Annotated in this window: 23 protein-coding genes; 10 read left to right on the forward strand and 13 right to left on the reverse strand. The window is 41.8% G+C overall.

The features are described from left to right. Positions 1–352: 352 nt before the first annotated feature. The 5 genes from ABMY45_RS02805 to ABMY45_RS02825 all read right to left on the reverse strand — a co-directional run bounded on the left by ABMY45_RS02805 (position 353) and on the right by ABMY45_RS02825 (position 4,103). The gene (locus ABMY45_RS02805; RefSeq protein WP_174169963.1) at positions 353–1,978 is read right to left on the reverse strand and encodes a methyl-accepting chemotaxis protein; all 1,626 of its coding nucleotides are present in this window, start codon (positions 1,976–1,978) and stop codon (positions 353–355) included. Positions 1,979–2,196: 218 nt separating this feature from the next. Next, positions 2,197–2,388: a hypothetical protein gene (locus ABMY45_RS02810; protein ID WP_010606603.1), complete on the reverse strand. Its 192-nt coding sequence runs from the start codon at positions 2,386–2,388 to the stop codon at positions 2,197–2,199. A gap of 40 nt (positions 2,389–2,428) precedes the next feature. Beyond that, a complete protein-coding gene (locus tag ABMY45_RS02815) occupies positions 2,429–2,596 on the reverse strand; it encodes a DUF1328 domain-containing protein (RefSeq protein ID WP_010378934.1) in 168 nt (55 codons plus the stop codon). A gap of 10 nt (positions 2,597–2,606) precedes the next feature. Next, complete coding sequence (locus tag ABMY45_RS02820) at positions 2,607–3,053, reverse strand: PA2169 family four-helix-bundle protein (RefSeq protein ID WP_102057237.1); 447 nt, start codon at positions 3,051–3,053, stop codon at positions 2,607–2,609. A gap of 165 nt (positions 3,054–3,218) precedes the next feature. Then, the gene (locus ABMY45_RS02825) at positions 3,219–4,103 is read right to left on the reverse strand and encodes a mechanosensitive ion channel family protein (protein ID WP_010606601.1); all 885 of its coding nucleotides are present in this window, start codon (positions 4,101–4,103) and stop codon (positions 3,219–3,221) included. Between the two features lie 236 nt (positions 4,104–4,339). On the opposite strand from ABMY45_RS02825, the gene ABMY45_RS02830 reads away from it, so the two are divergent. The 5 genes from ABMY45_RS02830 to ABMY45_RS02850 all read left to right on the forward strand — a co-directional run bounded on the left by ABMY45_RS02830 (position 4,340) and on the right by ABMY45_RS02850 (position 6,962). Further along, positions 4,340–4,903, forward strand: coding sequence for a BON domain-containing protein (locus ABMY45_RS02830; protein WP_010606600.1), 564 nt, complete (start codon positions 4,340–4,342; stop codon positions 4,901–4,903). Positions 4,904–4,965: 62 nt separating this feature from the next. Further along, positions 4,966–5,541: an outer membrane beta-barrel protein gene (locus tag ABMY45_RS02835; protein WP_010606599.1), complete on the forward strand. Its 576-nt coding sequence runs from the start codon at positions 4,966–4,968 to the stop codon at positions 5,539–5,541. Positions 5,542–5,954: 413 nt separating this feature from the next. Beyond that, the gene (locus tag ABMY45_RS02840; RefSeq protein WP_010606598.1) at positions 5,955–6,284 is read left to right on the forward strand and encodes a hypothetical protein; all 330 of its coding nucleotides are present in this window, start codon (positions 5,955–5,957) and stop codon (positions 6,282–6,284) included. A gap of 2 nt (positions 6,285–6,286) precedes the next feature. Beyond that, on the forward strand, positions 6,287–6,724 hold the full coding sequence (locus tag ABMY45_RS02845; protein WP_010606597.1) for a hypothetical protein: 438 nt from the start codon (positions 6,287–6,289) through the stop codon (positions 6,722–6,724). Further along, complete coding sequence (locus tag ABMY45_RS02850) at positions 6,708–6,962, forward strand: hypothetical protein (RefSeq protein ID WP_045989359.1); 255 nt, start codon at positions 6,708–6,710, stop codon at positions 6,960–6,962. Before ABMY45_RS02845 ends, ABMY45_RS02850 begins: the two co-directional genes overlap by 17 nt. Before the next feature lie 28 nt (positions 6,963–6,990). On the opposite strand, the gene ABMY45_RS02855 is transcribed toward ABMY45_RS02850, so the two are convergent. The 6 genes from ABMY45_RS02855 to ABMY45_RS02880 form a co-directional block, all read right to left on the reverse strand. Further along, positions 6,991–8,943: a response regulator gene (locus ABMY45_RS02855; protein WP_349288357.1), complete on the reverse strand. Its 1,953-nt coding sequence runs from the start codon at positions 8,941–8,943 to the stop codon at positions 6,991–6,993. A gap of 113 nt (positions 8,944–9,056) precedes the next feature. Next, entirely contained in the window at positions 9,057–9,506 is a 450-nt protein-coding gene (locus ABMY45_RS02860; protein WP_010606594.1) for a response regulator, read from the reverse strand. After that, positions 9,496–10,980: a sensor histidine kinase gene (locus ABMY45_RS02865; RefSeq protein WP_206473358.1), complete on the reverse strand. Its 1,485-nt coding sequence runs from the start codon at positions 10,978–10,980 to the stop codon at positions 9,496–9,498. Before ABMY45_RS02865 ends, ABMY45_RS02860 begins: the two co-directional genes overlap by 11 nt. Beyond that, on the reverse strand, positions 10,977–11,192 hold the full coding sequence (locus ABMY45_RS02870) for a histidine kinase (RefSeq protein WP_010606592.1): 216 nt from the start codon (positions 11,190–11,192) through the stop codon (positions 10,977–10,979). Before ABMY45_RS02870 ends, ABMY45_RS02865 begins: the two co-directional genes overlap by 4 nt. Positions 11,193–11,206: 14 nt before the next feature. Beyond that, positions 11,207–12,610 (reverse strand): sigma-54 dependent transcriptional regulator, encoded by a 1,404-nt coding sequence (locus ABMY45_RS02875; protein ID WP_029215868.1) that lies wholly within the window; start codon positions 12,608–12,610, stop codon positions 11,207–11,209. A gap of 80 nt (positions 12,611–12,690) precedes the next feature. Next, on the reverse strand, positions 12,691–14,301 hold the full coding sequence (locus tag ABMY45_RS02880) for a diacylglycerol kinase family protein (protein WP_349288358.1): 1,611 nt from the start codon (positions 14,299–14,301) through the stop codon (positions 12,691–12,693). Between the two features lie 360 nt (positions 14,302–14,661). On the opposite strand from ABMY45_RS02880, the gene ABMY45_RS02885 reads away from it, so the two are divergent. After that, complete coding sequence (locus ABMY45_RS02885; protein ID WP_102057241.1) at positions 14,662–14,901, forward strand: hypothetical protein; 240 nt, start codon at positions 14,662–14,664, stop codon at positions 14,899–14,901. 108 nt (positions 14,902–15,009) lie between these two features. After that, positions 15,010–15,591: a DNA endonuclease SmrA gene (gene smrA, locus ABMY45_RS02890; protein ID WP_010606588.1), complete on the forward strand. Its 582-nt coding sequence runs from the start codon at positions 15,010–15,012 to the stop codon at positions 15,589–15,591. A gap of 27 nt (positions 15,592–15,618) precedes the next feature. On the opposite strand, the gene ABMY45_RS02895 is transcribed toward smrA, so the two are convergent. Further along, positions 15,619–15,753, reverse strand: a complete 135-nt coding sequence (locus ABMY45_RS02895; RefSeq protein WP_010378895.1) for a hypothetical protein — start codon at positions 15,751–15,753, stop codon at positions 15,619–15,621. A gap of 136 nt (positions 15,754–15,889) precedes the next feature. After that, on the reverse strand, positions 15,890–16,816 hold the full coding sequence (locus tag ABMY45_RS02900; protein WP_211866658.1) for a glyoxylate/hydroxypyruvate reductase A: 927 nt from the start codon (positions 16,814–16,816) through the stop codon (positions 15,890–15,892). 116 nt (positions 16,817–16,932) lie between these two features. Between ABMY45_RS02900 and ABMY45_RS02905 the strand changes: the two genes are divergently transcribed. The 3 genes from ABMY45_RS02905 to ABMY45_RS02915 all read left to right on the forward strand — a co-directional run bounded on the left by ABMY45_RS02905 (position 16,933) and on the right by ABMY45_RS02915 (position 21,393). Next, on the forward strand, positions 16,933–18,654 hold the full coding sequence (locus tag ABMY45_RS02905; RefSeq protein ID WP_174169959.1) for a lysophospholipid acyltransferase family protein: 1,722 nt from the start codon (positions 16,933–16,935) through the stop codon (positions 18,652–18,654). 83 nt (positions 18,655–18,737) lie between these two features. Beyond that, positions 18,738–19,220 (forward strand): TlpA disulfide reductase family protein, encoded by a 483-nt coding sequence (locus ABMY45_RS02910; RefSeq protein WP_206473354.1) that lies wholly within the window; start codon positions 18,738–18,740, stop codon positions 19,218–19,220. A gap of 109 nt (positions 19,221–19,329) precedes the next feature. Further along, positions 19,330–21,393, forward strand: a complete 2,064-nt coding sequence (locus tag ABMY45_RS02915) for a TonB-dependent receptor (RefSeq protein WP_206473352.1) — start codon at positions 19,330–19,332, stop codon at positions 21,391–21,393. The last annotated feature ends 51 nt before the right edge of the window (positions 21,394–21,444 follow it).

A 21,444-nucleotide genomic window follows, 5' to 3' on the forward strand; every position in this document is an offset into this window, starting at 1 on the left:
TATGCAAATGCTGTGGCGTGATAGGGTTACAACGCCTTTAAAACTTAGCCGCCACAGAAAAATGCCTATAATACCAATTGAATTAATTCTCTAATCAATTTGAAGGGTGAAATAGCATATTAGCTTCGTTAAAAATTTCTCATTTAGAACAACTAAATAGCAAAATTTTTGCCTTGCTACTAAAGCTATTTCCCCGCTTCAAGATAGATCATTTACTTAATACAACTGGTATAAATAAAGCGCGGGCTTCTGACTAGAAACCCGCGCTTTTCTATCTCACACCAATTTACGTAACTATGTTTTCAATCCCAAGAGCCGAACCTCCCAAATTAAGTACTAAGTCGAGTTGCCATTAAACCTTAAATACCGACACTTGACCGTTTAACTGCTCAGCTAACGCCTCTAAGTCATTACTCACATCTGCATTACTCTGCGCACTTCGAGTAATTTCAGAAATACTGCTACTGAAATCATTAATATTTTCGCTGATTTCCGCAACCACCGTTGTTTGTTCTTCCGTTGCCGTTGAAACCTGAATATTCATACCGACGATTTCATCCACCGCCTTGTCTATATCAGTCATGATTTGAGCTGACTCATTGGCCCTATCAACTCCTGCAGCTGCACTCGACTGTGCATTCTCCATTGACGACACGGCATTTTGTGCCATGCCCTGTAACTTACTGATCATATCTCGGATCGATTCCGTAGCTTTTTGCGTGTTGTGTGCCAATTGCCTAACTTCATCAGCAACAACCGCGAAGCCTCGACCTGATTCCCCAGCTCTCGCCGCTTCTATTGCAGCGTTTAATGCCAAAAGATTTGTTTGTTCAGCCACACCTTGGATCATTAGCACGACTTGGTTGATTTCATTCGACTGGTCGTTCAACGCTTTAATTAACTGCGCGTTATCTCCCACCTCACTGGCAAGACGCTCGATGGCCTGAATATTTTGCGAAATAACATCCATCCCCTGCTTTGCAAGCTGACCCGACATCTCTGCTTTGTTTGCGGTATTCATTGCATTATGTGCAACCTCCTGAATTGCACTACTCATTTCTGTCGCTGCGGTTGCGATCATTACCGTTTGCTGCTCTTGTTCTTGTGAAGTGCCCGCAATTGACTGACTAATTCCATTTAGCTCGTTGGATGTTGAGGACAGACTATTCACCATCGTAACTAGGTTGGTAACTAACTCATGTAAGCTCGACACCATAGTATTGAAGTCGTTTCCTATCTCACTCAGCTCGTCCTGCCCCTCAACCACTACACGTTGGGTTAAATCAGCATCTCTTGCAATGTTACCAATACGCATACGCAAACGACTGAGTGGTTCGTTAATTGACCTAAATATCAACATACCAATCATCACCATTACGATCACAATAGTAACGGAAGAGATAATCATCGCCGTTTTTGTCGCACTGGCTTCTGAGCGGCCAACATCTCTTAGTGCACTTGCCTCTGCAAGTTGTAACTCAATTAGTGCATTGTAGCTTTCACTTAAGGGGTCAAAGGCGGCATAGAGATCGCGTACAAATTTATCATAAGGAATTTCTTCAAAAGTATTTGCGTTAACTCGGTTAATATAATTAGACAGCAGTTGCTTGACACTTATCTCTGCTTTTTCAACTTGCTTTACTAAGCTTCGCTCTTCGCTCGTAAGGTCCGTGGACAAATAGCTATTCCATTCTTTTTCAGCGATATTTTTAGCTTCTTCGATTTGCTTTAACGCGGCACTGTTGGATAGTTGATGGCCTCGTAACTTGTGAAAAGTATCTACAATAACCACCGCATAGTTGTCTGACACTACTTTTATTTGCCTCAGCGGTACAACTCTGTCGTCATAAATACGGTCAATGTAATTGATAAGATTTGATAATGTTCCAATTGTAAAGATAGTAGCGAGAATAAAAAACACAGCAGGTATGCCCGAAAGCGACAACAATCTGCTTTTAACTGAAACCCTATTTAGCATAGTCTGATTTTTATTGAGTAAACATAGAAATAAAGTATTACTCAAAGTTCATAGATTACAATAATAATTGCAAATTAAGCAGCGCATTATTGATATGCATCATACTTCGTAACTGTGTCTCTTAACTGTATAGGTTTGATTTTTAAACCTATTACAAAAAAAGAGGAGAAGCTTTTATCGGCTTCTCCTCTTTTATTCCACGTCGAAATCACTTTCGCTTAACACTCTTCGTTTTCAGCGTTCATGTTCTCTTTTACATCTTCACACGCGTCTTCCACGCTATTTTCTACTTCCTGAACTGTTTCATCGAAACGCTCACCAGCATCTTCCGCCGGACCTTCGCTACAACCAAAAAGTGCTAAAATTGAAACAAAACCAAATGCTTTTGCTAATGTAATTGCTGATTTCATAATCTATCTCCTAAAACCGTTTTTGTACGTTAATTCCCTTTTACCTGGGAGCTCGTGCTTTGCCAAAAATAAACGAAATAATCATAAAGGCGATAAACACAAAGAATAGAATTTTCGCCATACCTGCCGCAGCGCCAGCGATTCCAGTGAAACCTAGCACGGCTGCGACAAGTGCTAGGAATAAAAACATTACAGCCCAACTCAACATAACATTCTCCTTAGGCAGTTAGCTCTTGCAACTGCTTCATTTGATCGTGACAAGCTTGCATTCTGGTTTGAATTTGCAGTAATACACTCTTGCATTTAGGTGGAAGATCTTTGCTTAATGCTTTATCAAGCTTGCTTAACACTTTGTCTTCCACTTCTTCTAGCTGAGAAATATAGGTGTGCTCTTTGTCGGTGCTCACCATACCAACCAACTTGGTGTACGATTCACGAATGTCGATGCTAAGCGCTGAATCTGTCTCAATTTCACCTTCGTCAATAAGAACAAATGGTTGTAGATCCGAGATTGCTTGCGCTTTATCTACAATCATTTGGTCAAATACGCGGTTTAATTCGATATTATCTAGCTTCTTTTTAGCTTCAGTGTAAAAATCAACACCACCATTTAATACTTTGATGAGCTCTTTTACCGGCCCCATGTCGTAATTTGAATCTGCCATAAATAACTCCTTTCGTTGCGATATTTAATAAGTGCATTTTGCAAATATTATTTTCTGTCCCTTTCACTAATGCAGATTAAATGCCAAATCATAAACCTTTATTATATAAGGATTTTTAATCTAAGCACCTTCAGACCGGTGAAAATATTACAAACTAGATGTAAATTATTCCTGTGATAATTGCGTACTTAAGGTTGTGCTCCCTTTAGCATTGAAATCCATAGTCCTAATTGGGAAAGGAATTAAGATATCGTTATCAGCTAATACACGGTTAATGGTGCAAATTGCTTTGTGCCTGACCACCATAAAGCCCGGATCTGCTGGGTAATCTATCCAAAACCACACTAATAGATTAATAGAGCTGTCACCAAAAGACTCTGCATAGACATCTGTTTCTTTTTGGCTTACTACGAAATCAAGCTTGTTAATTGCCTCAACAATCACCTCTCGGGCTTGCTCTGGGTCGTCCGCATACGAGATACCAACTGGTACTTCTATTCTTCGCTTGCCAAGCTTAGTGTAGTTTTGTAACTCATTCTTAAAGAGAATTTTGTTGGGGATATAAGACAGCTGGCCATAAAAGTTTTCTACTAAGGTGTTTCTCAAATTGATTTTGCTTACCGTGCCAAAGCAATCCTTGGTTCTTATAATGTCACCGACCATAAAAGGTTTTCTGACCCCCATCACAAATCCAGCGATGAGGTTCTCGGTCATGTCTTGGAATGCAAAGCCAATAGCAAGGCCAATGATCCCCGCCCCAGCCAACAATGACATTACAGCACCTGATAGTTTTACTATATCTAAAGCGAAGAAAATCCCAATGGCAATAATAGAGACTTTAAATATGGAACTAATAAGTGAAGCCACTTGTTCTGTCTTTATTGCTTTTTTAATTGCCTTTGAAAACCAAATTGAAGATATTTTAGCCAAAACAGTGAAGAATATGAGTATCATTAAGGCTAGGATCATATTCGGTAGTAACTGCACACCGGATTCAAGCCAAGAGATTAACTTATCATTAATTAACGTCCAGAATTTTTCTAAATTCATAATCAAATATTCCTATTTAAGTACTCGACAAATCTAGAATGCAGTAATCATTCCTAGTTATATTAATTAGCCGTTCATGGAAAAGGTAATTATTACAAACTAATTTACACATCTTCTCGGTAAATTCTTCCTTAAAACTTACTCTATAAAAATAAATCACATAATTATCAACAAGTTAAAGGTTGGCACAACAGCTGCAACAGATAATTCGACTACGAAATTAAAGGAGTTTAATTATGAAAAAGACATTAATTGCAACTGTACTAGTATCTTCACTTACTACTGCTTCAGCATTTGCTGCTGATAACTCTTGGGAAAAAGAAGCGAGTGACGCTTGGATAGACGGTAAAGCAGAAGCAACACTGCTTTTCAACGGTGAACTGAACAACTTTGACATTAACACTGATGTAAAGAACGGCGTTGTAGTGCTAACCGGTAAAGTTGAACACTCAGTAGATAAAAAGCTGGCTGAAGAACTGGTACTAGGTATCGATGGCGTAAAAGAAGTGAAAAACGACCTGACTATCGTAGATATGTCAGATGAGCGCAAAAAAGAGCGCAATTACGAAAGCGATAGCGGTTTTACTGACGCAAAAATCGCAACAGTAATTAAGTCTCGCTATCTGTTCGACACAGATGTAGATGGTACTGACATCGATGTTGATGTGGAAGGTTTAGTCGTAACATTAAACGGTCATGTAGGTAGCGAAGCAGAGCGCAAACTTGCTGTGCAAATCGCGAAAAACGCCAATGACGTTAGAGATGTAAAAGATAACCTTCGCGTTACCACAAAATCATAAGCCAATTTTGATTTGAGGGGGGCTTTCCCCCTCCCATACTTATATTGATTTAAGGAGTAAAGATGAAACAATTAACAATTGCTGCTGCGCTACTTGCCTCTCTAGGTCTTGCATCCACAGCCGCTCACGCGGAGTCTGATTTTGGACTAGATGATTATAAAATTTACACAGGTATCGGTTATGGCCAATACTCTTTCCAATGGGAAGATCGTGAGAATGACACTTCATTCGACGACGACTCTTCTATGCTAAAAGCGTATGTGGGTACAAAAATTAATCCATATTGGAGTTTTGAACTTGCCTATGAGAACTTCGACGAAGCAAGTGACATTGACAACTCTGCTGAAATAGACGGTATTTCTTTATCTACACGTATTTCAGCTCCACTAAACGAACATTTCTCAGTGTATGCTAAAGGTGGTTGGCTTGAGTGGGATGCTGATATCTACGCGGATATTCCAGCTGTAGGTCGAGTTTCATCTAGCCTTGAGGGTGGCGACTGGCTCTATGGTGCCGGTGTTGAGTTTCACCTCAATGAAAACGTTAACATGCGGTTAGAATACACTCGCTATGAACTTGAAGACAATATCGACCCTGATATGGACGTAGCTGCCGTCTCTATCGAATATCAGTTTTAAGCAGTAATTTTGGCTCTATAGCCTCCCAATTATTTCCCCTTTGACTCAGTCCTGGCTCTTCCACAAGAGTCTGGTTTTGGCGCTACCACTTGGTAGCGCTTTTTTTGTTTTCAGTGTACGGCCTCCATATTGAATAATGTAAGTACTTTCTCGCTATTTCTTATTTTCAGGAAACAGAATTTAAAGGTAAACAACCTCTAGATGTAATAGTTGCCATTCAGTGCAAGAAATGAAATCTGTCAATTTTTCAAACTCTACACCCTGTAGGTTCTGCTATGTAACATTTACACCCTTCATTTCGCATCTACCGACAAACGATACCGGAAAACATTAACCTTATGAATTTAAACAGCTTTCAAGTTGGCAAAGGGTTTGCAACCTATATAGTGAACTAAACGAATAAGGAGTAGTTTATGAGTAATCAAGCAAACCAAACACAGACAAGCAATACAGCTAAACCACAGCCAAATGGCCAAGACTCTAGCCATCCTGTTACGGATCAAATTGCAGATACATTGCATGCATCAGTAGATTCACTGCACGCTTCGGCATCTCGTACTGAAACCTCACTACGTGAAAAAAGCCATAATTCGAGTGAAGCGATTGGTGCCAAGCGCAAGGAGTGGGAACGTGCGTGGAATACATCAGGTGTGAAAAAGTATGCAACGGAAAACCCAGTAAAAACGGCTGGTATCGCATTCTCACTTGGTATGTTAGCAACTATGCTGTTAAGGAATAAGTAATCATGCAAGACCAAGCTCAAATAAGAGACCGTCAAGCAGCAGCTCACGAGCGCACTCCAGCGCTCGCTGAGCTTAAAGATTCTGTGTCTCTATTATTCAACAGCTATCAGCAAATCGCAGAAGCACAACTAAACCTATTAGGTGCTAAGTTTAGAGCTAATCTAAAAACCTTATGTATTGCGCTCGGGTTAATTCTATTTTCTCTAATCTTGACAGCAATGGTGTGGGGAAGCTTGCATGTGTTATTTGCTTACGCGTTAACCTACGCGGGACTAAGTTGGTTTGTTTCGGCGGGTATCGTACTGACTATCAATATCGCGATGATTTATTACCTAATCATAACAGGGCTGAAGCTCTTTAATAATAGTATTAACGACCTGACGTCTGGGTTTTATACCCCAGTTGCGAAGCAGGAGGCTAGCAATGACGAAGCTCGCTGAATTCATCACTGATAAGTTGCACCAAGAAGTGGTGATTGAGAAGAAAAAGCTCATTACCGCTAAACATTTTAATCAACTTACCCAAGTGAAAGCCAAGAAGGTATTCACCGGCGCGATTAGCTCTCCTCAAGGGTTGGGCTTCATGTTTATGTTTGGCGCACTCAGCGCTAAATATGGCAAGTTTGGCGCACTAAGAAAAATCGTACTTTTACAAAGAATAGCTCAAGGTATCATTTAACTCCTTGAGCTATTCTTTGGCTCTCTATCTAAACTAGCTTTTCTTTAATTTCTTTCAAATCCACAAGTGTAATTGGCTTTAATAACACTTCATCCACTTGCGACTCAGCCAACTTTTCCGGCTCTGGATCAAAACCACTAGCAATCACAATATGCTGATTAGGATCTTGTGCTTTAATTTCTCGAGCAAGCGTAAGCCCGGACTTATCGGGCAGACCTATATCCAGTAAAATCGTGTCAAAGCGCTCAGAACCAACAAAATGCTGCCAACAAGTTTGCGCGCACTCTGCCGTAACCACATTCACTTGCAGTGAATTAAGTAACAGCTTAAGCAGATTGCGTGTATCTGCGTCGTCTTCTACCACTAAAAACTGCAATGTGCCGCTAGCTTGCTCTACGTCATTGCTAGAAGCTACCAACACCCCGCTCAAGTAGTGTGTTAAATATTCTCCTAACTCAGAGACATTAACAGGTTTGCTCATCATATCGCTAAAGCCTAATGCCATTAACTCCTCTTTTGTGCCTTTTTGAGCTGCTGCTGTCAGTGCGACAACAGGTAAGTCAATACCACGCTCTCTGAGTGCAACAATCGTGTCTCGGCCATCCATTCTAGGCATATGCAAGTCCATAAAGACTAAGTCATACTTATCAGGGTTATCCTTTAGCATCGCAAGCGCTTCAATACCATCACCCGCAATTTCAGCGGTTGCGCCAGTTTGACCAATCAAGGTACGCATTAACATTTGGATCTCACTGATATCTTCAACGATAAGGATATGCCCTTTCAAATCAGATGGAAGCGAGTTATTAGCCGCGTTGTGGGTCTTATCAAGCATTAATGGCGCCAGAGTCATTTCATCGATAGTATCAAGGTCAATACTAAAGCCAAATTCACTCCCCTCTCCCAAAGTCGACTCAACCGCCAGCTCCCCCCCCATCAATTTAATGAGTGCCGAGCTAATAGCCAAACCAAGACCTGCACCTTCGTCTGTACGAGTCGTAACATTTTGTACTTGTTCAAAAGGTTTAAATATACGTTTTAACTTCTCGCAAGGAATACCAATACCCGTGTCAATCACCTTGAATTCAAGTTTTGCATCCGCTTGTAGTGTTATCTCAACCTTCACAAAACCGGAGCTTGTGAACTTAATCGCATTATAAATAATGTTGATAAGTACCTGCTTCAACCGCGTCTTATCTACTTTTACATCCTGCGGCAATGGCGTTTTAGCCTCGATACTAAAACTTAAGCCTTTCTTAGCTGCGGCCATTTTAAACAAACTATACAAATCACTTAAAAAGCTACTCAAACACGTGCTTTGTTTATTGAGCTGTAACCGATTTTCATTTAGCTTGGATAGGTCAAGCACATCGTTTAGCAGATTAAGTAAGTGCTCACTATTATTATTGATAATAGAAAGCTCAGGCTTAACATTCTGCAATTCTTCCCGAGATAGGAGGAGATTAGTGTAACCTAAGATAGAAGTTAAGGGTGTTCTCAACTCATGGCTTAAATGGGCCAAAAAGCGGTCTTTTGCTCGACTATCAGACTCTACACGCAATCGCTCTAGGCGCTCACGTTCAAGCTCTTTGCGTGCCAAAGCGTAGCGAATGGAACGAATAAATCGTGCGCTACTGATCTCTGACTTAAGTACAAAGTCTTCAGCACCAGCTTTTAGGGCTTCGTTATCTAACACTTCGTCTGATTGCCCCGTCAGCATGATTATCGGTGTATGGACCCGTCTTGCTCGCGCTTCTTTTAACACGCTCAAACCGGTTTGTGGGCCTAATTGATAATCCAATAAGCAGAGATCGAAGCCATTGCTCTCAAGTGCTTCTAGCGCTTGATGGTATTGGCTTTGCCAAACGAGATTAAATTTAAAGTTAGGAATAGACTGTAAATAATCTAAGGTTAAAATATAATCGTCTTCGTCATCTTCAATGAGTAGCACATTGACTTCACTGACCGACTCCTTTGTCATACTGTCCTCCACAAATGAAGTGATACTAATTCGTTTAGGTCGCCACGTTATGTTGATACAGATATAGGACGACTTGGGGTGAGGTAGCGCTTGCTTGCACAAGCGCGATAGGATTAGTTTGGCAGCTCTACTATTTCAATCCAGTACTTGCCTAAATGTTTCATCAAATCGACTAAGCCATCAAAATCAACAGGTTTAGTAATATAAGATGCAGCGCCTGAGTCATACCCTCTCAATTTGTCCTCTTCTTCCTTTGAGGTCGTTAAAATCACCACAGGAATAGAACGTAGTATCGGGTCTTTTTTGATTTCTTGTAGTGCTTCTCTACCATCCATTCTTGGCATATTCAGGTCAAGTAAAATAAGGTTAGGTCTTGGGTACTGTTGCTTATCAGTAAACTGGCCCTCATTTCTCAAGTATTCCAAAAGCTCAACCCCGTCTTTAACAAACTGAAACGCATTGAGTACTCGGCTCTCTTCTAGAGCATCTTGAGCCAATAAACGATCATCTTCGTCATCATCCGCCATCAAAATATGGATCGGCTGAGTTTTCTTATAGTTCATTCTTCAATTCCTGAATAATTGGTGTTGGTTCAGCGAGTAGTGTTATCGTGAATTTAGCACCTTTACCATCTTCACTGGTCGCTGAAATCGTTCCGCCGTGTCGCTCAACAATGCGTCTACACACGGTTAAACCAATGCCAGTACCAGCATATTTTTTTCTGTCATGCAGTCGTTGAAAAGGCGAGAATATTTTCTCAGCGTATTCAACGTCAAAGCCAACGCCATTATCTTCCACTACAAAGGTATAGGCATCTTGACTCATCAATTGACTGTTTTCAACCGCGATTGTAATAATCGGATCGCGCCCTTCTATTCTGAATTTAATTGCATTGGAAAGTAGATTTAAAAACAACTGATGTATTTGACTGGCATCACATTTTATTGTCGGTAACACGTCCGAGTTTACGCTCGCTCTACTGTCATGAACTGCTATTTCTAAATCATCCAACACAAACTGTAAAACTTGATTAAGATCCTGATCTTCAAAAGGCTTTGCTCTGGTGGTAACTCGGGATAACTCAAGCAAGTCAGTGATAAGCGTTGACATCCGTTGCGCGGCGCTCGTCATTCGAGCCAGATAATCTCTGCCCTTATCATCAAGGTGTTCGCCATAATTCTTTTCGATGCGATCGCCAAAAGCACGGATCTTTCTCAGCGGCTCTTGCAGGTCGTGAGAGGCAACAAATGCAAAGTCTTCTAGCTCACGGTTACTACGGTTTAACTCTTCAGCATAATGTTCTAACGCTTCGGTACGCGCTTGTACCTTTTCTTCCAGGTGATCGTTCGCTTTTTCTAACTCATTCTTTGCTTTCTTTGCGCTGCGTAGATTGACAACTAAAAGTACCAAAATGGCAAAAATCATCACGGCGCTCAGCAAAGTAAATACAACGATATTCATTTGTGCTTCTTTGCGGACGCGTTTTAACTGATTAAGCTGAATGGTTCGAATATCCACTTCTGCGGCCATGATTTGAGTAAACTCTTCCCGTAGGTCGCCACCAGAGTCCGCAGCTCGGTCAAGTAATAAGTTTTCATTACCTGTATCGGTGTTACGCGCAACGATTACCGTACTTTGTAAAGTTTTAAATCGCGCTTTTACACCTTCAACATAACGATTGATTTTTTGCTGCTGTACTTCACTTTCAGAGTGATTGCTATCAACCCTAGATAGACTTTCATCAAGGTTTTGCAACGCCTTTCTAAAAGGTGCCAAATCGCTTTCTTTATTTGAGATTAAAAATGCTCGTTGTCCAGCCTCTGCATTTAGCATCGCAATATGCAGCCTGTCCAATGACATCATCACTTCGCTGGTGTTACGGATACTCTCTTGAACTTGGTTTAATTCTTTAACATTGTTAAAACCGATTAGGGCATTGGACGCGACAAGGCCAACGCTCACAACCACCGCAAACCAAATAAAATTAAGCTTACTACTCAAATTCATAAAGTAATTCGACTTTGTTTCATTGTTCACTCATCATTTCCTTGCTCCACCAGCGTTTGTAACAACTCGCTGCACTCTTTGGTTGCCTTAATAATCGTATTCGCTATCTCGATCACCTGTTGCTGAGAACCAGGCTGTTCAGCAATAAGCTTAATCAACTCTGAGTTCATTGAAATTTGATTCAAAGGTTTGCGTGCATCGTGTACTAGCTTCGCGAGCTCACCTTGATCATGTTGTGTCATTGTTCCTCCCGAAATTATGACTGTGTTTCTCCCTCATAGGCGTTTAAACGGTTGTAGAGCGTTTTTGTACTGATCCCAAGCATTCGCGCGGCCAGCGTCTTATTACCTTCTACTGATTCTAACGTTTGATAGATCAATTCTCTTTCTACTTCTTCAATCGTTTTACCAGGCTTCATTTCAGGCGTTGGTACTTGAATCGCATTTGCTCTGCTTGAAGTCCCCACCTGTGGTGGAATTGGAGTACGATTAAGCTGCGCATGCTCCATCATACGTTTAGCCTGTGCGAATGGTGAAGCGAAGTTCGCATCAAATACTAAGCTATGGTCATCGTGATCTGCCATAATATAGGCACGATGAATTGTGTGCTTGAGTTCACGCACGTTACCAGGCCAGTCATATTCAACCAAACGGCTCATATCCGCCGCCTTGATCACATATTGGCTATTACCTTTTTTATTCAAGCCTTGGAGAAAATGCTCGGCAAGCAATGGAATGTCTTCTTTTCTCTCTCTCAGCGGTGGAATATGGATTGGAAATACCGCCAATCGGAAATAAATGTCTTCTCGCAGTACATCATTGGTAGCAATATCTTCAACGCTACGGTTAGTCGCTGATATTACCCGACAGTTTACTTTTATCGGCTTTGTGCCACCGACCCGTGTCACCGTATGCGTTTCAAGTACACGTAACAAGTTTGGCTGTTGCTCTATTGGCATTTCGGTTAATTCATCTAAAAACAAAGTGCCATTTTCTGCTTGTTCAAATACTCCAACTTTTTGAGCATTTGCTCCCGTAAACGCGCCTTTTTCGTGACCGAATAGTTCGCTACCGATCAAGTCTTTCGGAATTGCACCACAGTTTACGTTAACCAAGTCCCCTGTCACTGTGCTGGCATTGTGAATTGCGCGGGCAAACATTTCTTTACCTACACCGCTTTCCCCCATCAACATCACATTAGCATCAGTACCCGCAACGCGCTCTATCATCTTATATAGATGTTTCATTTTGGCAGACTCGCCCAGCAACACACCAAAATGTGCTTGACTCTCGGTTCGCTTGGCTTTGTTCTTAGAAGGGCTTAATGCGTTTCTAAAATCGTCTGCATCAACTGGTTTAGTGAGATAATTTAACCCATCATGACAAAGCTGCGACAATGCTGATTTTACTGATGGATGTCCCGTAACCATAGTTATTGGTGTACGGATCCCTGCAGCTCTGATTTCATCAACCAAATGTAAACCACTGCCATCTGGCAGCATAAAATCAAGAAAGATATGATCAAAACTTTGTGTTTCTAGCCATTGTCTGGCCGACGCTAAGTCATTCGCTAAACACGCGTCATGGCCTAAGTATTCGACAATGCGACAGGCCAGCTCTGCAAAATCATGATCATCATCTACTAATAAAACGGTTTTCAATTGAGTCCCTCTCTCAATACTCCAATAGTGTTTCCACTTTTGATTTTTATCTCGCACACTAATGAATGGCCGCAAAATACCTAATTCGGAACCATTACGTTCAGCGCGTGTTTCTGGATCACTATCTCAATACTTTTTGCACTAAGCACTTCACCATCTAGTGCAAAGTGTTGTTCTTGTTCAAATTCTATGTTTATCTTTTCGCACTGCTCGGTGCGAATATTAGAAGGTTTGCCGTCCAATTTAGGTAAAATAAGTTCGGCTACCGTGAGATTCTGCGCACCATCCGGCTCAACCGGTAAAATCGTAATATCTAGTTTGCCATCGTCATAGATTGGCTCTCCATGACCTTGAGCAAGAATTGTGGTTTTTGGTGCTGCATTCGCTACAACCAGACTAACACATTCTATTTGAGATTGCTCAGCGCCATCAAAGCTCACTTTAAAATTAAGAGGCTTATTCTCACTTACCGCCTGCCAAAGGCCTCGAATATAGGCTAATTGCCCCGAGTTATTCTTTTCTTCACGCCCAGCCTTTTCGATCATTTCCTGACCAAAGCCAACGGCTGCTGCTAAAAGCGCGGTGCGGCCATTACAGTTCATTATATCAATAGGCTTAGTTTTACCCGCTAAAATTGCTTCACAGGCACGGTTAATGGGATCTATTTTGGACAGTGAACCAAGTAACACGGTCGCTAAGGAATTGGCAGTACCTAAAGGCAATATACCAAACTGTAAATCACTTTGATGAACACCATGAGCAACACTTGCTAATGTACCATCACCGCCTCCTGCGATGATAATATTTGGCTGTTTATCAGACATGATTTGTTTAGCCAAAGCCGCGACATCTGTCTCTTTCTCTGTAAAGTGAATGGATAAGTTATATTTTTCCGTCAGCATACCCACAATGTCGTTTTCATAGGTAAACCATTTACCCGATCCTGATACAGGGTTAATGACTAATGCCGCCTGCTCACTATGGGTAAAATTTTGACTGTGATGTAGCTTTGTCAGCCCTTTTAGCTGATGCTTGTTTAACCTTGCTGTTTCACGGCGGTTTTGAATTTTTTCAAGTGCTTCACGGACGGTATAATCGGGGTTGGTTGCAAGTAAATAAGCAGTACAAAAGAACACTGAGCGTCCTCGACCTAACGCACAATGCACCACAACCTTTCGCTTTAATTCGTGCTGCGCCGCTATCCATGCCATGCCATGCGCTAACTGCTCTGAGGTAGGCGCTTGATGATCTAACACTGGAATATTGAGGTAGTGTAAGCCTTGCTGTTCTGCTGACCAGTTTAACCCATCAAACTCCGCAGTTACGTCTAAAATGGCTTCAATCCCTTCCGCCTTAAGCATATCCACATCGCTTGGAAATAACCGACAAGCAACAAATAAATCATCGGTAAGCGGCTGAAATGCATCAACAACATCTCTACCTCTTTCAATTGCATTGTATAAATGTACACAGCCTAAATAAGGCCAAAATAGCCAAGTTATATACCAAGGAATTTTGCCTGTACCGTGCTTTCTAAATATGTGCGGATAGTTGGTTGCATAAGCAAAAGTAACTAAAGAAATAGAGACGGTAAACCACGCAAGCGGCAACATTAGCCAAGATCCAATACTGTGGATCGTGAGTGCGGCTAAACAGAGACTTGCAAACAGGTAGTACTTGAGCATTTTCATTGCCTTTCCTTAATTATTTTTGTCGCCTACGGCTTTTTATTATCGCCTTATGCGGAACTCTCTTAGGTTTGTACATATGTAACTAAGTATAGGTATGCATTTCTTAATCTGCGCTGATTCATCAACTTGTTTATGATAATCATGAAGATACTTAACTATAGCTGAGACTATTCACAAAGAAATAAAAAGTGCGTCTGGGTATTTGTAACGACTTATGCAAGTGCTGCTACATAAGTATTCAGCCACCATTAATCCATTAAAATTTCTAATGTGAAAATCATAAAATTTATCAGTTGAATGAAGCATAAATGATCACCATAATGGCGATCCTTTAAACGCATTTGGAGAACCAAACAGACAATGGCAAACGAGCTCGACTGGCTACTTAACTTAATATTACTTACTTTAGGTTTTGGTGCCTTTTTTATTAACCATAAAATGCTACTAAGAATAGCTGCTGTGTGCGCATGTGGCGTACTTTTTATCTCGTTTAGCCTTGATCTGATGAACACCAGTGTAATTTCTAACCTTAGCTTGATTTTGATAAATACTTTTTATCTATTCAAAGTCTATACCTTTGGTCAGCTGGAAGTTCACTAGTTCTTTGCAGTAACTCGTTCATAGCGACTAGTTCCCAGCGACTAGTTCCCTATTTCACTTCGGTGCGCTAAAATCATGGCCATCATTGCTTGTTAATGGAGAAGCAGTATGGCCATGACTGATGAAGAGCTATTTTTAGCTTCAATGGGCGACGTCACTCCGCTCGCCCAAGACAAAAAAGCAGAATTACGCCGTCATAAAAACGAACCTACTATTTCGCAACTCGCAAAACGCGAGGCCGCCGAGCAAGAACTTGAGTTTGATCCTAATTACTTATCTACAGAGTACGTCGATCTATTAGATCCACACGATCTACTCGCCTATAAAAAAAGTGGCGTCCAAGATGGTGTATACAAAAATCTCAGATTAGGTAAATACCAAGTTGATGCTACCTTAGACTTACATGGCAAACCCTTTCATGATGCCCGTAAAGCCTTGTTTGACTTTGTTACCGATTGCCATGCGAAAAGCATCCGAGTGTTGTTATTAAGACATGGTATCGGTTTAAACAGTAAACCCTTTCCCGCTGTATTGAAAAGCTATACAAATAAATGGCTGCAAGAAATGCCGCAAGTGTTGGCATTTCACTCTGCATTAAAATGCCACGGTGGTAGCGGCTCTACTTACGTACTACTAAGAAAGAGTGAAGAGAAAAAACAAGAGAATAGAGAGCGTCACGCTAAACGCTAAAAAACAAAAAGCCGAGTAAAACTCGGCTTATTTGCTATTTGCGGTGGGTGTCGTCCCCTGAAGTTCACTTGCACTAGCTTGATTAAACCAAGCTGATACACCTAACAAAATAACCGAAACCACAACAAGTGATAATTTCGCGCCACCTTGACTTTGCTTCATGGGTTAGACCTTTTTATTATTGTTTTTTTGTTAAATTAATGCATCATTCATAAACACTCAAGATGTTTTTTTATACAGTAGTTTATTCTATTCTCTTTACACTCTGCTCTGTGGCTAATTACAATCATTTAATCAATTAGTAACCCTGTTTTTTCTGGACTGAGTGAACGAGTGCTTTGCCCTCCTGCATCGCTAAATAGTTGTTAGCAATTTGCTGAGCAGCCGTATTCAAACTGGTTAATGCGGCAACATGTGGAGTAATACTAATGTTTGGCTGCTGCCAAAAAGCATGTGATGCAGGGAGTGGCTCAGTGTCAAACACGTCTAAAATAGCCCCGCCAAACGTCTCAGCCGCTAATGCATTGAGTAAATCCGCCTCGTTAAGATGACCTCCTCTTGCGACATTGATGAGTACGCAATGATCTGGCGCGAGTGCAAATAGCTGGGCGTTCAATATCCCTTTTGTTCGTTCAGTCAATGGCAGAAGGCACACAAGATAATCGATGTCCGAAAGAAAAACAGCTAGCTCATCTTGCCCACTGAAGTGCTCAATATTGTCGAATTGTTTTGCAGAGCCGGACCAACCTTTGATGTTAAATCCATTTACGTGTAGCTTGTGCGCGACCGCAAGGCCAAGTTGCCCCATTCCCATAATACCAACCGTGCGGCCTGCTCTTGCGCGCCTTGGCTTCCATATTTGCTGAGATTGATTGTGCCCGTACTCTCTAACTCTAAGCTTATGACTTAATAGTTGGCCTAATACATATTCAGCCATATCATTCGCTAAATTTGGGTCAACGATACGCGCAACTTCCACATGTGGTGGTAATAGCTGCATCGGAATACTATCAACACCGGCACCGTAAGAATGCACAACTTTTAAATTAGGAAGCTGTGACCATAACGTCTCTGGCGCATTCCATGCCAGCACAAACTCGACCTCCTTTAATAAGCTAACATCATCAACGGGCCATTCAAGCAAGGTTTGCTGCGGCAGCAGCGCTGCTAGCTTAGCAACTAACTTGTCATTATTACGACCAGTAACACAAATAAGTAAAGCCATATCGTTCCTTTATTTTCGCTATACGCTATCACTGCAAAATAAATGACATACCAATGCAACATGCTTGTCATTAATAGTTTTTACTCTTGCAAAAAAGCGCCAACAGGTGATGAAAAATGATCAGTGTAGATAAAGTCATTGAAGCAAATCTTCCACAACTTGAAAACTCCCCAAAGGTAAAAGGTTTAGTAAAAAAAGGACTTGGTTATCTCTTGCATGAGCAAGAGTTTGTCGCGTTTGCTGACACCTACCCCCATTTGCAGGGGCTCGAGTTTGTTGAACAGGTGCTCGATGAGTTAGATTTTGACGCTCGCTTTAAACCAAAGCAAATAGAGCATATCCCAAGCGAAGGTCCGGTGGTGATCGTCGCAAACCACCCTATTGGCTCTTTAGATGCACTGGCACTAATCAAAGTGCTGGCGCAAGTACGGCCTGACTTAAAGGTTGTTGCTAACCGGATGTTGATGTCGGTTACACCAATGCATCCACTATTACTGCCTGTTGATAACCTCTCAGGGACCAGTAAAAAGCAAGAGCTGGCAAACATTCACAAGCATTTAAAATCTGAGGGGGCGCTACTTATCTTCCCAGCAGGTGAAGTTTCTCGCTTAAGCCCAACCGGAATTAAAGACTGCAAATGGAACTCTGGCTTTTTAAGAATGGCTAAAAAAGCCAACTGCCCCATTCTACCCATTTTTATCAAAGCGAAAAACAGTCCGCTCTTTTACGGCACCAGTATGATTTATAAGCCTTTAGCCAGTTTATTATTGGTCAAAGAGATGTTTAAACAAAGGCAAAAGTCGCTAGAATTTGAAATAGGCGCCAGCATTCCTCCAGAATCTTATCTTATTGATAACCTTAAAGACAAAGAGATAGTCGCGCTTATTCGCAAGCAACTTTATCGCCTTGCCAGTAAAAAGCCACTGCCACTCAAAACACAAACCCCCATTGCAGTTCCAGAAAATCGCAAAGAACTTAAAAAGGCAGTGGAAGCGTGCGAATGTATCGGTGAAACACCCGATGGCATGCAAATATACGTTTACCAATACACCGGCAGCTCGGTGATATTTAGAGAGCTTGGACGCCTTAGAGAAATTGCCTTTAGGGCCGTGGGAGAAGGGAGTGGTAATCGTCGCGATATCGATAAATACGATATGCACTACCACCATTTGTTGTTATGGGACACGAAACAGCTTGAGTTGGTGGGCGCCTACCGCCTTGCAAGTGCCAAGCAAGTGATAGAAGAACAAGGGCAAGCCGGGCTTTATACCGACAGTTTGTTTTCGTACAGTGAAGCCATGGCCCCATACTTCGAAAAAGGCCTCGAACTTGGTCGCAGCTTTGTGCAGCCCAAGTACTGGGGTCGCAAGAGCCTAGATTACCTGTGGTATGGGATCGGTGCATTCGTAAAGCGCTACCCAGAACACCGTTATATGTTTGGTGCAGTCAGCCTCTCAAACGCGTTACCGGATGAAGCAAAAGCCATGTTGGTTTATCACTACCAACATTACTTTTCAAACCTTGCAGGTATCGCCACGCCGAACAACGAAATGAAGCTAAGTAATGATCAGCTTAACCGTTATCAACACATGTTCAGTGGCGATGACATCAAAGAAGATTTCGCAGAGCTCAAACATATTCTTGCTAATATGGGTGCTCAAGTACCAACCTTATTTAAACAGTATACTGAGCTTTGCGAAGAGCAAGGCGTGAACTTTCTGAGCTTTAGTATAGATCCCGACTTTAATAACTGTATCGATGGTCTGGTACTCGTTGACTTAGCGAAATTAAAAGAGCAAAAAGCGAAACGCTACCTAGGCGACAACCCCTACGGTTAAGCTCAAATACATTGATCCGCTGCAATAAAGATCGCTACACTGCGGTCTTTATTGTTGCCTATTGTTATCACGGGATCATTAGTATGTTCAAGCTACTTGGCCAAGCTGCCATCATTGTGCTGGTGTTTTTCGCCGTTTCAGCCTATCAAGAAAGAAACATGCTTGTCGACTCGGGAGAGCAAACGGCGCCGCCATTTCACCTACCCATTTTACAATCCAAGCAAACTTATTCGTCTATTCAGCTTAAAGGTCAACAAAGTGTCGTGTATTTTTTTGCGCCTTGGTGCGGCGTATGTCGAGTGAGCATGCCAAATATTGATAAACTACATCAGCAAGGCAAAGTCAAAGCGGTGGCGATTGCGTTGGATTATCGTTCCACTGAAGAAGTAACAAAGTTTGTCAGCGATCTACAATTAGACATGCCCGTATTGCTCGGTAATCAGACCACAGCACAAGCGTATAAAGTGCAGGCTTACCCTACATATTATGTACTTGATGAAAACTTCAAAATAACCGAGCGCTCTGTTGGTTACTCATCTGAGATAGGGATCCGAGCGAGATTGTAAGAAACCTCAGTATACCGCTTACAGTTAATTACAACTCTCTGAAATTAATCAACAATTATTTCGTTTAGGCTGACGCACATCTTAATAAAGGATGAATAGGAAGCCGACCATGCGCCACGCCCCACACTTTACGCTCAGCAAAATTTCACTCCTCGTGCTCTGCACTACCCTTACTAATCATGCATTAGCCGATGAGAAGAAAATTGAACACATCGAAGTTATCTATAAACGCAGCTCAGTTATTTCAGAAATTACCGAAGATGCGCAAAAACTCGTAGACATGCCAGGAGCCATGGGCGACCCGCTCAGGGCTGCTTTTGCTCTACCTGGCGTTGTTGCTGCGGGTGGATCTATGGGCGCACCTGCCGTGCGAGGCTCTTCTCCTGACGACAATATCTTTGAAGTGGACTTTATGCCCGCAGGATATATCTTTCACGATTTCGGCAGCTCTATTTTCAACCGCAATACAATTCAAGATTTTCAGCTAAATTCTGCTGGATTTGGTACCAGTTACAGCAATGCCACTGGTGCCGTATTTGACGTCACGCTGCGTAATCCAAAATACCAAGATATTGCCACCACACTTGATTTAACCATGTTTAACGCAGGTATTTTTGTTGAAGGTAAAGCAACTGAAAATTCTGCATTCTATGTGTCAGCAAGAAAAAGTACCTTACCGCTGTTTTTCAGTGATGGCGAGGAGCTTGAGGATGATGATGGCAAGCCAACAGGGATCACCATTAACGATCCACCGGATGATCACGACTATCAAGCCAAGTGGCTGTGGGATATCAATGCAAATAATACCTTAACGGTAAATATCAATGGCGCGGAGGATTCGGTTGCGGCTGGGTTTTCAGGTGCGTCAGATCTTGCTCTTAAAACTCCAGAATATCAGGGCGATGCTCGCTATATTCGTAAATTTAATAGTCAGAACATTTTGTGGGACCACTACGCCAAAGACTTACATATTCGCGCAGGCGTCGGTTATCTCAATCACCAAGCCACCATGCGCTACGGTCAACGCGCGACTTTATCTGATGGCTACTTTGAGAATTTTGAAGAAGAACAACTCAGTTATAAAGTACGAGCCAGTTATAAGCTAAATAAAGAGCAACGTGTCATTGCAGATGCCGGCTACTACGACAAAAAATCCACCTACCGCTACGACGCTTTTAATTATGTTTGCACTGAGTTTGACCCCGACTGTGATCTAAATAAAGGTGAAAGGATTAAGGGCACATCGAGTGCTGGAACAGATTCTGCCTTTATTGGGGTTAATCACGTTTGGCAATTTTCACCAAACTGGCAAAGTGAACTAGGAATAGTGGGTGAATATTATGACTACAGTGATGAGACGATTGTCCATCCACGCCTTGCGCTCAATTACTTCTATAACGATGACACAGTGATCTCAGCTAAGGCTGGCACTTACAGCCGCATTCAAGACCTTGAATACATTTTACCTGTTGTTGGTAACCCGGAACTTGAAGCACAGCGTTCAACTCACTATACCTTAGGTTTTAAGCAGGAGTTGAAAAATGAGTGGTCATATTCCGTCGAGACCTATTATAAAACCATGGATGATCTGCCAAAAAGCGCCCCCTTATCTCAAGTAAACTACATCAATGGGACTTCCGGTACAGCCTACGGTGTTGATTTTATTGTTAACAAAAACAAAACCGATGACTGGTATGGTTGGATTGCGGTAAGCCTTGCAAAAAGTGAACGTGAGGATGAGCTAACCGGCATTAAGCGTGACTATTATGCCGATACCCCTTTTATTCTGAATGCCGTGTTTCACTATGACTTTGGTGAAAAGTGGTCTGGAGGCTTTAACTTTACCGCTCGCAGCGGTCAAGCCTACACCCCAATTGTGGGTGTAAAAGAGAACCCTGAATTTGCGAACCGCTACTTGCCTGTGTATGGCGACCCATTCTCAGAGCGTTTTGACACTTATCACCGCCTAGATATTCGTTTTGAACGCAAAACAGAGTTATTTGGTCTCGATGGCAAGCTAATTTTGGAGCTAATGAATGCATATGGCCAAGACAATACTGCCTATGTTGACCTTGACTACGATAGAGTCAAATCAATCAATGATTTATATATAGAAGAGGAAAGCGATGACTTTGAAATGCGTCCTTCTATTGGCTTCAGCGTAACATTTTAACTTGCCATAGGCGCGCAAGCTCTGCATGATCGCATTTATTTTTTAATGAGA

The organism is Pseudoalteromonas sp. XMcav11-Q (assembly GCF_040104525.1).
GTDB lineage: Bacteria > Pseudomonadota > Gammaproteobacteria > Enterobacterales > Alteromonadaceae > Pseudoalteromonas.